We start from the raw sequence: 13,582 nt of genomic DNA, 5'->3' as shown, positions 1-13,582 counted from the left end.
TCGTCCCGACAAAATGAGTGGAGGGATTTTGAAAGAGTCCTATTCTAATGGAGGGCTTTGGTCGAGTCAATTTGCCTAATTTTCTTACGGGGTTCTGAATTTGTCGGACGCGCCTGCTCTTCAATCGGTTCTTCACCGATCCGCGAACCCGTTCTTGCCCCCTCTCCATCCTTTCTGCTACTACTAGCGCTGGATTGATGGATCTGGCCTGTCTCGCGCGCGTGTTATCAGGCTGACCGGATATAAGGAGGGGTGATGGCCCGGCTTGGTGTGAATATCGACCATGTGGCGACGTTGCGGCAGGCCCGCGGAGGAACCGATCCAGATCCTTTGGCGGCTGCGGTGCTTGTCGAGCTGGCGGGAGCAGACGGCCTGGTCGTTCACCTACGGGAAGACCGGCGCCATATCCAAGATCGAGATCTTCAACTCCTTCGCGAAATAACCCGAACAAAGCTCGACCTCGAAATGGCGGCCGACGAAGAAATCGCGAAGATCGCCCTGACCATCAAGCCCGACCTTGTCACCTTGGTACCGGAAAAGCGACAGGAACTCACCACTGAAGGGGGCCTGGATATCGCCGGGCATCGCGAGCGAATTCAGAACATCGTGACGTTGTTACATAACGGAGGGATTCCCGTCAGCGTCTTTGTTGAACCCGATCTGAATCAGATCAGGGCTGCGCACAAGGTTGCCGCTGATTTCGTGGAGTTGCATACCGGTCGCTACGCGAATGCCACCCGCTCCAAAGAAGCCGATGCGGAATTCGAGGCCATTACCCACGCCGCCAGGCTGGCGTACAAACTTGGGATCGGCGTCAATGCCGGGCATGGACTGAATTACCGCAACATCAAACGCCTGACGCATATTCCCGAAATTGTCGAATACAACATCGGGCATAGTATCGTTGCCCGGGCGGTTCTCGTCGGTCTCGTCCAAGCCGTGAAAGAAATGAAAGCCTTGCTCGTTTGACCTGAGGTTCGTAGGCCCGCTCGGCCCGCCCGTTTACGACATCTGGTTTGCCATGACCAAGATCATCACCGCTGCACAGATGCAGGCACTCGACCTCCGAACGATCTCAGAGGCCCATATCCCGGCGACCACGTTGATGGAACGCGCCGGGACCGGTGTCGTCTCCTGCCTTGAGCAGCGGTGGGGACCCATGAGGGGCAAAACAATCACCGTGGTTTGCGGCAAGGGCAACAACGGCGGGGATGGATTCGTCGCCGCTCGACTCCTCCGTCGGCGCCATGCAAACGTGCGCGTCCTCACCGTGATGCCCACGTCAGAACTGAGCCGTGATGCCGCCACCATGTATAAGCAATTCGTTCGCGCCGCAGGGAGGTCCTCCGTCTACCTCTATGGGTCCAAGACTCAGGCGCGGGCACTTCTACAAGACAGTGACATCCTCGTCGATGCCCTCCTCGGAACAGGACTGTCCGCCACTGTAACCGGCCGCTACGCGGAGGCCATCGACAGCATCAATGAAACCGGTCGCCCCGTGGTGGCTGTTGATCTTCCGTCTGGCCTCCATGCCGATACAGGAACGGTCCTAGGCCGAGGCATTCATGCCTCCCTTACCGTGACCTTTGGTCTACCGAAGTTAGGCCTCTATCAAAATGATGGGATCGATCTGGCCGGAGAGGTGGCGCTCGTCGACATTGGAATTCCGCCGGCCTACGTCGACGCGGTCCAGAGCCGAACGAGCTTGATGACACCGCACATGGTGCGCGCATACCTGCCGAAACGACGGGCATCGAGTCACAAAGGCACGTTCGGCCATGCCGGTATCATAGCGGGATCCGTAGGCAAAACCGGCGCGGCCGCCATGGCCGCTCAAGCGGCCCTGCGTGCGGGCGCGGGCCTCGTGACGGTTGCAATCCCTACAAGTGTGAATGACGTCTTGGAAGCAAAGCTATTGGAAGCGATGACGGTTCCCATGCCTGAAACCAAAGCACGCACCTTGTCGCGAACCGCATTGGATCGACTCGTCGCTTTCATGGAAGCGAGAACGGCCATCGCCATCGGTCCAGGTCTATCAACTCATCCCGAAACCGTTGAACTGGTCCGGGCCTTAACGAAACAGCTGGACCGCCCGGCTGTTTTGGATGCGGACGCCTTGAATGCGTTGACCGGGCGCACTGCCCTTTTGGCGACTTGCAAAACACCGCCGATCATCACGCCCCACCCCGGAGAAATGGCACGACTGGAGGCCGACGCAACGCCTCAGATCGTCAACCGCGATCGGATCGGCACCGCCACCCGCTTCGCGGTGCAACGGGGACTGTTCGTCGTTCTGAAAGGGGCTCGAACCGTCATCGCCAGACCGGATGGAGTCGTCGCGATTTGCCCCACGGGTAATCCTGGCATGGCGACGGCCGGAACGGGCGATGTATTGACCGGCATGATAGTAGGACTCTTGGCCCAAGGCGTTCCTTCCTGGGAAGCCGCCTGTGCCGCCACCTACCTGCATGGCGTCGCCGGGGATTTGGCTGCGACCGGAAAGGGGCAACCCGGATTGATCTCGCGCGATGTGCTTGAGATGATTCCCCATGCCTTCAAACTCATGAGTCAGGATCCCTCAAGCACCTCCAAGCAAAACATCGGGAACGATCTCGTGTAAAGGACGTTCCTATGGTGACATCCGTCGGTTCTCTGGACCTTCACCTCTCATCTCCGCGCGAGACAGAGTCGTTCGGAAACGCCATCGGCCGGTTGCTTCGAGGAGGCGAGGTGCTCGCTTTGATCGGCGAATTGGGAGCGGGTAAGACAGCACTGGTCAGGGGCATCGTGGCCGGGCTCGGAGCGCCGGCCGCTTCCGTCACGAGCCCGACGTTCCTGCTTATCCATGAATACCAGGGACGACTTCCGATCATTCACGTCGACCTGTATCGATTGCAGAGGCCTGAGGAAACCGAATCGATCGGACTATCGGATTGCTTGATGAGGGATGACGCGGCCGTCGCCATTGAGTGGGCCGACCGATTTCCCCACCTGCTTCCGGGAGATCGACTTGAAGTCACGCTTATCCATCGAACCAGGACGACCAGACGCGCTCTGGTTGAGGCGCGAGGCTCACGCTCTCGCTCATTGCTCGCGCTCCTCAAGAAGGCCTGGCCTCGCCCCTCGCGATCATTCAAGCTACGCCTCCAACGAGGCAGAAAGACTTCCCCACGATGACTCGACTGATTTTAGTCGGTACTCTTTTGCTCCTTTCGTTGGCCTTCATTCTTCAAAACCAGGAACAGGAAGTCACCCTCCGCTATTTCTTTGGATTGCTCGAAGCCTCAACTCCCATTTACAAACCTATCATGGCCGGATGTCTTGTCGGCCTTTTGGTCTCGGCCATCTTGTTGTTCCCTCCCTGGATACGCGGGCGCATCGATCTTCGACGAAAGACGAAGGCCCTCCAGGAAGCCGAAGCGAATTTAGAGCGGCTTCGGCAATCCCTCGAGAAACTTTCCGGACGCAGCCAGACTCCCGCCACGACGGAGTCTTCGAGAGACCTTGCCGATGAGTGACGCAGCTCTGAGCCCGCTCATGCGGCAGTATCGGGACATGAAACAGGGATACCCTGAAGCCATACTGTTTTTTCGGGTGGGAGATTTTTATGAGATGTTCTACGAGGACGCCCGGGAAGCCTCGCGACTCTTATCGATCGCGCTCACGTCTCGCGACAAGAACAGCGCCCATCCTGTTCCACTGTGCGGCGTCCCCTTTCATGCCGCAACCGGCTATATCGCAAAGTTATTGAAAGCCGGCCGTATTGTCGCGTTGTGCGAGCAAGTTGAGGATCCCAAGGCCGCCAAAGGTCTGGTGCGCCGTGAAGTCGTCAGGCTCTATACGCCGGGCACGCTTGTCGAGACAGAATTTCTCGCCCCGGGCGAACTCAATTATCTCGCCGCCTTCGCGGTTCGATCAGACAAGATTCGCGGCAGGTCGATCGGCTTGTCCGTCCTTGAGGTTTCAACGGGTGAATTTTGGGGGATGGAGTTTTATGGTCCCCACGCGGCCACGCAACTATTGAACGAACTCGCTCGACTGGATCCTCGAGAAGTGCTTTTTCCGGCAAACCTCGTCCCCGAATGTTCCGCCTGGATCAAGGAACTCGTCGGAACACGCCTGTGTGAACGACCGCCGACATCGTTCAGCCAACAATCGGCTACTCATGCCTTAACGGAGCATTTCCACGTACAGGACGTTGACGCCTTAGGCTGTGCCGCCTGCCCCGCTGCCAGTAGCGCGGCAGGCGCCGTTTTATCGTACTTGCGTGAAACTCAACCGACGGTTCCTCTCGATCATATTCGCCGATTCACGCTCAGACGCAATGACGAGTACATGCATTTGGACGGCACCACCATCCGTAACCTGGAGATTCTCAAGCCATTGCTGGCGAACGAGCACGTATCAAGCCCGAAACCTACCACGCTCCTGAGCGTGTTGGATCGGACCGCCACGGCCATGGGAAGCCGACTCCTTCGCCAGTGGCTGGTACGGCCGTTACTCCACGACGACCAGATACGTCAGCGGCTCGATGCGGTTGAAGAACTGAAGGACCATATGCAGGTCAGAACTGCAATACGGACCGCCTTGCGAGAGGTCCAGGATATCGCGCGACTCGGCAGTCGCATCGTACTCGGCTTGGCCGGCCCACGAGAACTTCTGGCCCTCAAACAATCGCTCTCGGCTTTACCAGAAATTGGTGTCCAGCTGACACCGCTGCGGAGTCCGCTGCTCTGTCAGGTACGAACCTCATGGGATAGCGGCCAGGATCTCTACGACGTGATTGAGCGCGCCATCCGACCTGATGCTCCGCCTTTCATTCGGGACGGGAACATCTTCACCGATGGCTATGACCCCGTCGTGGACGAGTTGCGCAAAACCAGCAAGGAGGGGAAAACTTGGATCGCGGCGATCGAAAGACAGGAACGCGACCGGACAGGCATTGAATCGTTGAAGGTCCGTTACAATCAAGTGTTTGGCTATTACATCGAGATCACTAAAGCCAATCTTGCCCGTGTGCCCGCTGACTACATCCGCAAGCAAACGCTCGTGAATGCCGAACGATTTATGACGGCCGAGCTACAGCAATTGGAAGAACGTGTGACCGGAGCCGAGGCCAATCTCCTGGCTCGCGAGCAGGAGGTTTTTCTCCAGCTTCGGTCACGATTGGCTCAAGAGGCCCATCGATTGGACGCCATGGCGACTGCCCTTGCGCTCCTGGATGTCGTGGCCGGATTGGCCGAGGTGGCCGCCCTGTACCGCTATACCAAGCCGACGGTGACTGACGGGGGCGCCATCATCATCAAGGAAGGTCGTCACCCGGTAGTCGAGCGACTCTGTACCGATTCGGTATTTGTCCCGAATGACACACTGTTGGATCTCGAACTGAACCGGCTCCTGATCATTACTGGGCCAAACATGGCCGGAAAGAGCACCTATCTCCGTCAAGTCGCGCTGATTATGTTGATGGCTCAGATCGGCAGCTTCGTACCCGCCGCAGAAGCCACGATCGGATTAACCGATCGCATCTTCACCAGAGTGGGAGCCTCGGATAATCTGGCCGGGGGCCAGAGCACCTTTATGGTCGAAATGGTGGAGACAGCGAACATTCTCCAAAATGCGACTCCCCGCAGTCTGATTCTGTTGGATGAAATCGGCCGCGGCACAAGTACCTATGACGGCCTGAGCATCGCCTGGGCAATTGCGGAATACATTCACGACTGCGCCAGGCTTGGTGCGCGCACATTGTTCGCAACTCACTATCATGAGATGACGCAACTGGAGCCACAACGGATCGGAATCAAGAACTATCGCGTGGCCGTTCAGGAATGCGATGGCGATGTGGTGTTTCTCAGGAAAATCGTGGCGGGCAAAGCTGATCGAAGTTACGGCATTCACGTCGCCAAACTGGCGGGCCTTCCTGCCGACATCATCAGCCGTGCGCAAACGGTGTTGTCACAGCTGGAACAACCTGAGCCTGCCGGTTCGGTGTTGAATCAGGAAGAAGGTACGAGGACAGCGGAACTCCTTCCGCATCCGCATCCGATCATAGAAGAAGTCAAGCAGATCGACCTGTTCTCGATGACCCCGCTCGATGCGCTGAATCGTCTTGCCGAGTTGCAGCGTATGGCGAGGTCAAAGAGCAGCGATCCATCCGATCGATAACTCGCATCGACCATATGATGAAAATGAAACGGGCGGCATTTCCGATGGAAATGCCGCCCGTTTCGCTCTGGAACAGTTTTCAGTGCGCCAGGTTATATTGGGCAGTCCATGGAATCAAGCCGCCGACGACTTTTCCACCGGGCAGCATGACATCGTATTGCATGCCCACATTACTTCCATCCGGACTGACCGGCGAAGAGTTAAGGCCTTGCTTGGCTTTTGCGCAACCTGCCTCAATTTCACTCTTCCCTGCACACTCTTTGAGGCGAAGCGCGGACATGCTCAACGGCTTGCCCACAGAGCCGGATACTTCAGGAATCTTCTTCACTGATGAAATCACCCGATGATTCTGTTCGGTTTCTGTTACCACGAATTCGATCAAGTCCGTCGTGCTGCCTGGGGGAACTTCCTTCGCCGCTGCCGGTCCGGCATGGGGCCGACCCATTTTCTTCAGCTCTTGCCAGGCGGACTTATCGGCATAGAACTTCACATTTTTACCTGGATGAATTTTTTGCCAGTACAAGCCGCTCTCGGCATTGCCGCCGAATACGGCGATGTGGATCCACACTGCTTCGTCATAGGGGTCCAGCACGATTACCCGACCCTGAAGAGTGGTCGGTTTGCTCATATCACCCCACTCGAACCGCTCTTGAAATGACTCAATGGCCGAGGCGGTCGAAGCCATCCCGACCACCAGTGCAACGGCGGCCAACGCGGCGGCACCTTGCTTCCGTAACATCATAATCGCGTCCTCCTTCAACAACATCCGTACGCTTTGAAAGTGGCTAGTCTTTGATGACTTTGAAGCCGGTGATGGTTCTGCCGTCCAGGGTGACTTCCATCGCAACCAATTCTTGAGAGGCTTTGATGATTTGGTCCATGAGGGCTTTATCTTTGACCGCCAGACGGACCGTCGCGGCCGCATGGTACCAGCCGGAATAGGTTGAATTTTTCTCACTGCCTCCGGAGAATCCCCAGGCACAACAACTGAACAATGGATCAGGCGGCTTCACGTCAAGCATCGTTGATGATCGGCCTCCACTGTCACCGGACCCCGGCTCGCCCGTATTCCAATATTGAATGCCGAACAAAAGTTCTCCGTCCGGGTTATCCGCCCATTGCGACCACACACGGCCCTGTAGTGTCTTGGCCGCTTCGGCCTTCAGAGGTTTCCCTCCAACAACCGCATCAGCAAGTCCTAATTTTTCAATACCACCGGCTGCCAGGGAAACCTCGGCCGCCAGCAAGCCGAAACCTAAAACCAGTGCCCCGGCAGCTAGAATGACAGCCTTTTTCATAGCTAATCCCTCCTTCGTCAAATTGAGCCACATAGTGCGATGAGATGTCTGTTCTTTTTCATACTCTATATCGAGATGGCCACTCAAAGTCCCTAGTAAATTCCGTATCCTTCAGCAACCGGCGGCCCAAAAACAAACGGAAAGCCGTCCGGTTGGTACCGGAACGGTACTGAAACTCCGAGGCGCTGTCAAGAAAATGTTTGCCGGACTTGTCACGGGAAGATAGAGACCTCTTCCAGCGTAAAAAAAACAATGAGTTACGAGTTTTATCCGGCTGTACAACATGCTGTGGTCAGGCTGAGTATTTTTGGAATTGCCCGCTTAACGCCTTCACTTGCCGTGAAGAAAGTGGCCCCAGGCCTGTCAGAGCTATTTTTTCAGGGGTGAAGAGATCCTGGGCAACTTGACTTATTTGTTGTGGCGTCACCGCGTTTATTTCCAGAATCATTTCTTCGAGGGTGGTGTGGGCACGGGAGATTAATTCATCTTTTGCAAGCTTGTTCATCCGGCTATGCGAACTTTCCAAGCTTAACATGAGGCCGCCTTTCATCTGTTCTTTTGTCCGTTTCAGCTCATGCCGATCGATTCCATCTCTGCTGAAGCGCCGGATCTCCAGACTGACGAGCTCCAGAACCCGCTCAACCTCCCGCGCTTGAGTGCCTGCATAAACGGTGATCGTGCCACCATCGGAATAACCCGACAAAAATGAGTAGATCGAATACGATAAGCCCCTTTTTTCACGGATCTCCTGGAACAGTCTCGAACTGACACCACCGCCGAGGACACTGTTCAACGCATAGACCGCATATCGGTCCTTATGACCGGCCGCCACGCCCTTGAATCCCAAACAGAGGTGCACCTGCTCTAATGGCTTTTGTTTCACGATCGCGCCACCACAGAGCTCCGGAGGCCAACGTTTTCGAGGAAGGACGCCCGAAGAAGGACGATACTTCCCAAAGGCGCGAGCCATCGTTTTTTCGAGTTGTTGTTGGTCGAAATTTCCAGCGACGGCGAGCACGATCTCTTCCGGACGATAGTGTGTATCGATGTACTCGAGGAGATCTTCTCGGCTGATCCGGACGATCGTTGATTCGCGGCCAAGAATGGGACGACTCAAGGGGTGTCGGCCCATCGCCAACTTGGTATGCAGCTCTTGAACGAGATCTTCGGGATCGTCTTGAACCATCCGAATTTCTTCAAGGACGACCTGCTTTTCCTTTTCAATTTCTTTCTTTCCGAGTCGAGAGCGGAGAAACAAATCCGCCAAAAGGTCGAGGGCCTTAGGGAGATGTTGGTCCAATACCTTGACGTAGTATGTCGTGGTTTCACGCGTCGTGAAGGCGTTCATCTCGCCCCCCAGCGCATCGATTTCACAAGAAATCTCCGTGGCCGATCGAGAGGTCGTCCCCTTGAAGAACATATGCTCGATGAAATGGGCGTACCCGGCTTGGGCGGGGCTTTCGTCGCGAGAGCCCGTATTGACCCAGATGCCTATGGTGACGGATTTGAGAGTCGGGATTCGCTCGGAAACCAAGCGAATCCCGTTCTCGAGAATGAGCTTACGGTACAAGTGTTACCCGCCCGCTGACTCGTTTGCACCGCCGCCCGTCGGCGCGGGGAGGGTTTCTTTTCGGCTGAGTCTGATCTTGCCTTGCTTGTCGATTTCCAGCACTTTCACAAGAATTTGATCGCCTTCGGCTACCTCGTCCGATACGGCTTTCACTCGGTGATGCGCCAGCTGTGAGATATGGACCAACCCATCGGTGCCCGGCAGCACCTCCACAAAGGCGCCAAAATCCATGATCTTTCTCACCGTTCCCGTATAGATTTTCCCGACTTCAACTTCCTCGGTCAGGCGGTTGATGATCTCTTTGGCTTTTTGCAAGGACGTGCCGTCCGCAGACGCAATGGTCACAATGCCGGTATCTTCGACGCTGATCTTGACGCCGCAATCGGACTGAATGCCGCGAATGGTTTTGCCGCCCTGTCCGATAATATCTCGAATCTTGTCTTGCTTGACCTTCATCGTGTAGATGCGAGGGGCAAACGTCGACAAGTCGGCGCGGGGACCGGTGAGGGCCTTCGCCATATGGCCGAGAATGTGGAGGCGACCCAGCCGCGCCTGCTCCAGGGCTTGCTGCATCAAGGCTGTGGTAATGCCGCCGATTTTTATATCCATTTGCAGTGCCGTCACGCCGTTCTTGGTCCCGCACACTTTGAAGTCCATATCGCCCAGATGATCTTCAAGGCCAAGAATGTCCGACAAAATGATGACGTCGTCCCCTTCCTTGATCAATCCCATGGCGATGCCGGCCACCGGCTCCTTGATCGGAACGCCTGCGTCCATCATGGCCAACGTCCCACCGCACACGGTTGCCATCGAGGAAGACCCGTTGGATTCCAAAATCTCAGACACGATGCGTAAGGTATAGGGGAAGACGTCCTTGCCCGGTATGACGGGCTTCAATGCCCGTTCAGCCAATGCGCCGTGCCCGACCTCACGCCGTCCTGGCGTGCGAAGGGGCCTCGCCTCACCGACGCTGAACGGCGGGAAGTTATAGTGCAGCATAAAGGTCCGCGTGTACTCGCCTTCCAACGCATCGATGCGCTGTTCATCGTCGGTCGTCCCCAGGGTCACCACCGCCAAGCTCTGGGTTTCGCCTCGGGTAAAGATGGCCGAACCATGGGTTCGCGGCAACGCGCCGACTTCACAAGTAATCGGACGAATATCCGAAGGGCCGCGTCCGTCGGCGCGAGAGCGCTTCTCCAAAATCATCTTCCGGACTTCTGTGTATTCCAATTGATGGAACACGATCTTGATATGCCGTTCGCTTGAGGGATCGTCCGGCTTTTTCAGCCTTGCGATGGTGTCGGCCAGAACCTGGTCCAATCGCTCCTGTCGGGCAGTCTTGTTGGCGATCATGATCGCGTCACGAATGGGTTGCGCAACCAACGCCTTGATCTCGGCCTGCAAGACGGGATCGATCGACTCCTCAACAACCGCCCGCTTCACTCTGCCGACCTTCTGGGCCAATTCATTAATCTTCGCAACGATTTTCTTAATCTCGGAGTGAGCCAATTCCAGCGCCTCGAGCATCGTCTGCTCGGATAATTCATTGGCGCCTGCCTCCACCATCATCACCGCATCCGCTGTGCCCGCAACCACCAGATGGAGCTCGCTCTGTTCCATCGTTTCCAGGTCGGGATTGACGACGAGCTTGCCGTTGACCCGACCGATCTTGACACCGGCCACGGGGCCGTTGAACGGAATGTTCGATACCGCGAGAGCGGCGGATGCCGCAGTGATTCCGATGACGTCGGACGAGCCCGTCTTATCCGCCGAGAGGACCGAGGCAATGACTTGCGTCTCGAAATAGTAGCCTTCGGGAAATAACGGGCGAAGCGGCCGGTCGATCAAGCGGCTGGTGAGGACTTCCTTTTCAGCCGGTCGACCTTCTCGCTTGAAGTAGCCTCCGGGTATTTTCCCAGCCGCGTAGGCCTTTTCCTGGTAGTCGACGGTCAAGGGAAGGAAATCGATCCCAGGTTTGGCCGTTTGCGCGGCCACGGCTGTCGCGAGGACGACCGTGTCGCCATACGAGGCCCATATGGATCCGTCAGCTTGCTTTGCGATTCGGCCGGTTTCAAGGCGAAGGGTTCGACCTGCGATGTCGATTTCTACGACGTGTATCATCTATGGTCTCCTCTGGTTAGATCCACAGATGCCCACTGAGATACGCTCAACGACGAGTGCGTGGTAAACGGTTAAGGTCAGCGACTTCTCGCCGACTTTACGACTTTTCACGTTTACACCGCGCACTTCGTGTGAGCGCATGTCGGTGTTCATCTGTGGGACATTCGAACGATGCTAGGAGCCTGTTCGACATTGCCCTTCGCGACGAGACAAAGGAAGGGCCGGCAGATGCGAGGCCACAGTCCACGAAAATCCGGAGGCGCATTCGCCGGAATACGTTGAGGATGTTCTGGGCCGAGAACTACGCAGATGCCGGTACATCGTTCGCCGCAGCAGAAAGGTCAATGTCGGACAGGCTCCTAGGGCGCCGGTCAACGCCACTACTCGCACGACCGGTTACTTGCGAATACTGAGTCGGTCGATCACGGTTCGGTAACGCGCATCATTCACACCACGGAGATAGTCCAGAAGCCGCCGCCGGCGCCCGACCAGCTGCAATAGTCCACGCCGCGAATGGTGATCCTTTTTATGAGTCTTGAAATGCTCGGTGAGATACGTAATCCGATTGGTCAATACGGCTATCTGAACTTCCGGCGATCCGGAATCCTTGTCATGCTGCTGATATTGCTTGATGAGTTCACTCTTCGCTTCTTTCAACAATGCCATACCTACTCCTTCCGTATTAATGATTCAAGAGACTCAGTACTTTGCAAATTCTAATCGACCCCATGCGGCCGGCATCGTGAGTTCCGATGGCCAACAACTGACCGGCTTCATCCTTGAGTCGTACCGACAGCGTGGAGGGGGCAGGCGGGAGTTGCCCGACTCGCGCCGGGAAAATTGGCGAGCCATTCAAGACACGCTGCGCCTGCTCCGCGTTCACGACCACTGCCGGGAATTGAACGAGGAGTTGATCCACCGAAATGAACTGCCGAGAGAGCGTTCTCATCGTAAGGTGATCGGCGACTTGATCGATCGTCAGCGCCTGTTCGATCGACAATGGCCCGACACGGCGACGCTCGAGAGCAGAGAGATGCCCGCCGACCCCTAATGCCTGTCCGATGTCGGCACATAACGTGCGGACATACGTGCCTTTCGAACACACAATGCGCAGGGCCACGTCACGGCCATGAAGGGCCGTGATCTCAAGCTGATGAATCATGATCGATCGCTCCGCCCGATCGACTGTTCTGCCCGCTCTGGCCGCTTTGTAAAGCGGCTGTCCGCCGACTTTCACGGCTGAATACATCGGCGGCAATTGGCGTTGTTCGCCTCGGAATCGAGCGATCACGGCCTGAAGCATGTCTTCCGTCACTTCGCATGGATCGACCCTGCTCAAGACCTGCCCGGTTGCATCTTGCGTATCGGTCGTTTCTCCCAAGCGCAAGACGGCATGGTACTCCTTGTCCCAATTGATCAGGTACTCAGCAACTCTTGTGGCCCGCCCGACAAGGATAGGCAAGACACCCGTAGCGCTAGGATCCAGCGTGCCGGCATGGCCGACTTTACTTCCCCCCAACAGCCTCCGGACCTTGGCGACAACATCGTGCGACGTCCAGCCGGCTTCCTTGTGGACGATGAGGACTCCGTCAAGAGCATCCCGCAGGCCTGTCGTGGTATCTGTTCGATCCATACGTTTAAGAGGAAGAGGCTGTGATCTTCCGATCACTGTTCGGTGAATCCTGGGCTTCATGCTGGTCGGACTCCCCGTGCAGTCCTTCCAGGAGCCGCATGATACGGTCGCCGCGTGGGCCACTGACATCCTTCTTGAAAATCACATCCGGCAGGTAGCGGAGCGAGAGCCGCCGTCCTAATTCCGACCGCACAAATCCACTGGCCTTTGATAAGCCGGCAAAGATATCGCGCTCGGCTTCCCCTGTTTCCATGGTCGTGACAAAAATATGCGCGATGCGCAAATCCCCTGTCAGCTCGACATCGGTCACCGTTACGTCATGGACTCGAGGATCCTTGATTTTTCGCATAAGAATATCCGCTACTTCCATGCGAATCTGGTCAGCCACCCGATCTGCCCTTTTATAGGTCGTCTTCGACATCTTGGTGTCCCGGCCTCATCGATCGCAAGTATGACAGGGAGCTTAGAGTAATTCCAACTGGGCTCGTACCACTTCGACGGTTGGCATGCTTTTGATCAGATTCAACGCTTGTTCAAGCATCTGGTTCGCGTGGCTACGCTCATTCGAGACACAAGCCATTCCAAGGATAGCCTTCTGCCAGAGGTCTTGACCGTCCACTTCGGCGACTGAGAGGTTAAACTTGCCTCGAAGCCTGTCCTTGATCCCATGGATAACCTGCCGCTTGTCTTTAAGCGATTGGCTTCCTGAGATGAATAACTCAACGGTGCATAGCCCTACAACCATGGCCGGGATTCGATTCGCGTCGGCTCACCATGAAGAGTCCGCGATCAGTT

13 protein-coding genes are annotated in these 13,582 nt (G+C 56.3%); 5 read left to right on the top strand and 8 right to left on the bottom strand.

Annotated features, from left to right (window positions below; translation table 11 throughout):
• Nucleotides 1-255 precede the first annotated feature (255 nt).
• Genes COMA2_RS12745 through mutS form a run of 5 tightly spaced genes read left to right on the top strand, consistent with a single transcriptional unit; the run spans nucleotide 256 to nucleotide 6,165 of the window.
• Nucleotides 256-969: a pyridoxine 5'-phosphate synthase gene (locus tag COMA2_RS12745; protein WP_090898739.1), complete on the top strand. Its 714-nt coding sequence runs from the start codon at nucleotides 256-258 to the stop codon at nucleotides 967-969.
• Between the two features lie 52 nt (nucleotides 970-1,021).
• Nucleotides 1,022-2,620 carry an NAD(P)H-hydrate dehydratase gene (locus COMA2_RS12740; protein WP_090898736.1) on the top strand — a complete coding sequence of 533 codons (1,599 nt, stop codon included), beginning with the start codon at nucleotides 1,022-1,024 and terminating at the stop codon, nucleotides 2,618-2,620.
• Between the two features lie 11 nt (nucleotides 2,621-2,631).
• Nucleotides 2,632-3,177: a tRNA (adenosine(37)-N6)-threonylcarbamoyltransferase complex ATPase subunit type 1 TsaE gene (gene tsaE / locus COMA2_RS12735; protein ID WP_090898733.1), complete on the top strand. Its 546-nt coding sequence runs from the start codon at nucleotides 2,632-2,634 to the stop codon at nucleotides 3,175-3,177.
• Nucleotides 3,174-3,518: a lipopolysaccharide assembly protein LapA domain-containing protein gene (locus tag COMA2_RS12730; protein ID WP_090898730.1), complete on the top strand. Its 345-nt coding sequence runs from the start codon at nucleotides 3,174-3,176 to the stop codon at nucleotides 3,516-3,518. The genes tsaE and COMA2_RS12730 overlap by 4 nt, the downstream gene beginning before the upstream one ends.
• Nucleotides 3,511-6,165 carry a DNA mismatch repair protein MutS gene (mutS, locus tag COMA2_RS12725; protein ID WP_090898727.1) on the top strand — a complete coding sequence of 885 codons (2,655 nt, stop codon included), beginning with the start codon at nucleotides 3,511-3,513 and terminating at the stop codon, nucleotides 6,163-6,165. The genes COMA2_RS12730 and mutS overlap by 8 nt, the downstream gene beginning before the upstream one ends.
• Before the next feature lie 79 nt (nucleotides 6,166-6,244).
• Here the strand turns inward: mutS and COMA2_RS12720 are convergent, their stop codons facing one another.
• From COMA2_RS12720 to COMA2_RS12685, 8 genes are all read right to left on the bottom strand, one after another.
• Nucleotides 6,245-6,907 carry a hypothetical protein gene (locus tag COMA2_RS12720; protein ID WP_139077331.1) on the bottom strand — a complete coding sequence of 221 codons (663 nt, stop codon included), beginning with the start codon at nucleotides 6,905-6,907 and terminating at the stop codon, nucleotides 6,245-6,247.
• A 43-nt stretch (nucleotides 6,908-6,950) separates the two neighbouring features.
• Nucleotides 6,951-7,463, bottom strand: a complete 513-nt coding sequence (locus tag COMA2_RS12715; RefSeq protein ID WP_090898721.1) for a hypothetical protein — start codon at nucleotides 7,461-7,463, stop codon at nucleotides 6,951-6,953.
• 292 nt (nucleotides 7,464-7,755) lie between these two features.
• The gene (locus COMA2_RS12710) at nucleotides 7,756-9,033 is read right to left on the bottom strand and encodes a M16 family metallopeptidase (protein WP_090898718.1); all 1,278 of its coding nucleotides are present in this window, start codon (nucleotides 9,031-9,033) and stop codon (nucleotides 7,756-7,758) included.
• A 3-nt stretch (nucleotides 9,034-9,036) separates the two neighbouring features.
• A complete protein-coding gene (pnp, locus tag COMA2_RS12705; RefSeq protein ID WP_090898715.1) occupies nucleotides 9,037-11,154 on the bottom strand; it encodes a polyribonucleotide nucleotidyltransferase in 2,118 nt (705 codons plus the stop codon).
• A gap of 396 nt (nucleotides 11,155-11,550) precedes the next feature.
• Entirely contained in the window at nucleotides 11,551-11,820 is a 270-nt protein-coding gene (rpsO, locus tag COMA2_RS12700; protein ID WP_090898710.1) for a 30S ribosomal protein S15, read from the bottom strand.
• Between the two features lie 16 nt (nucleotides 11,821-11,836).
• Complete coding sequence (truB, locus tag COMA2_RS12695; RefSeq protein WP_175304584.1) at nucleotides 11,837-12,787, bottom strand: tRNA pseudouridine(55) synthase TruB; 951 nt, start codon at nucleotides 12,785-12,787, stop codon at nucleotides 11,837-11,839.
• A 4-nt stretch (nucleotides 12,788-12,791) separates the two neighbouring features.
• On the bottom strand, nucleotides 12,792-13,208 hold the full coding sequence (rbfA, locus tag COMA2_RS12690) for a 30S ribosome-binding factor RbfA (RefSeq protein WP_090898704.1): 417 nt from the start codon (nucleotides 13,206-13,208) through the stop codon (nucleotides 12,792-12,794).
• 42 nt (nucleotides 13,209-13,250) lie between these two features.
• Nucleotides 13,251-13,532 (bottom strand): DUF503 domain-containing protein, encoded by a 282-nt coding sequence (locus tag COMA2_RS12685; RefSeq protein ID WP_090898701.1) that lies wholly within the window; start codon nucleotides 13,530-13,532, stop codon nucleotides 13,251-13,253.
• Nucleotides 13,533-13,582 lie beyond the last annotated feature (50 nt).

This window comes from Candidatus Nitrospira nitrificans (genome assembly GCF_001458775.1).
Taxonomy (GTDB): domain Bacteria; phylum Nitrospirota; class Nitrospiria; order Nitrospirales; family Nitrospiraceae; genus Nitrospira_D; species Nitrospira_D nitrificans.
Note: the sequence above shows the minus strand (reverse complement) of the source record. Positions and strands in the feature narration are given on the sequence as shown.

Excerpts from the sequence above, each read along its gene's own strand:
- COMA2_RS12745 (WP_090898739.1), top strand. The coding sequence starts at position 256 with ATGGCCCGGCTTGGTGTGAATATCGACCATGTGGCGACGTTGCGGCAG.
- COMA2_RS12740 (WP_090898736.1), top strand. The coding sequence starts at position 1,022 with ATGACCAAGATCATCACCGCTGCACAGATGCAGGCACTCGACCTCCGA.
- tsaE (WP_090898733.1), top strand. The coding sequence starts at position 2,632 with ATGGTGACATCCGTCGGTTCTCTGGACCTTCACCTCTCATCTCCGCGC.
- COMA2_RS12730 (WP_090898730.1), top strand. The coding sequence starts at position 3,174 with ATGACTCGACTGATTTTAGTCGGTACTCTTTTGCTCCTTTCGTTGGCC.
- mutS (WP_090898727.1), top strand. The coding sequence starts at position 3,511 with ATGAGTGACGCAGCTCTGAGCCCGCTCATGCGGCAGTATCGGGACATG.
- COMA2_RS12720 (WP_139077331.1), bottom strand. The coding sequence starts at position 6,907 with ATGATGTTACGGAAGCAAGGTGCCGCCGCGTTGGCCGCCGTTGCACTG.
- COMA2_RS12715 (WP_090898721.1), bottom strand. The coding sequence starts at position 7,463 with ATGAAAAAGGCTGTCATTCTAGCTGCCGGGGCACTGGTTTTAGGTTTC.
- pnp (WP_090898715.1), bottom strand. The coding sequence starts at position 11,154 with ATGATACACGTCGTAGAAATCGACATCGCAGGTCGAACCCTTCGCCTT.
- rpsO (WP_090898710.1), bottom strand. The coding sequence starts at position 11,820 with ATGGCATTGTTGAAAGAAGCGAAGAGTGAACTCATCAAGCAATATCAG.
- truB (WP_175304584.1), bottom strand. The coding sequence starts at position 12,787 with ATGGATCGAACAGATACCACGACAGGCCTGCGGGATGCTCTTGACGGA.
- rbfA (WP_090898704.1), bottom strand. The coding sequence starts at position 13,208 with ATGTCGAAGACGACCTATAAAAGGGCAGATCGGGTGGCTGACCAGATT.
- COMA2_RS12685 (WP_090898701.1), bottom strand. The coding sequence starts at position 13,532 with ATGGTTGTAGGGCTATGCACCGTTGAGTTATTCATCTCAGGAAGCCAA.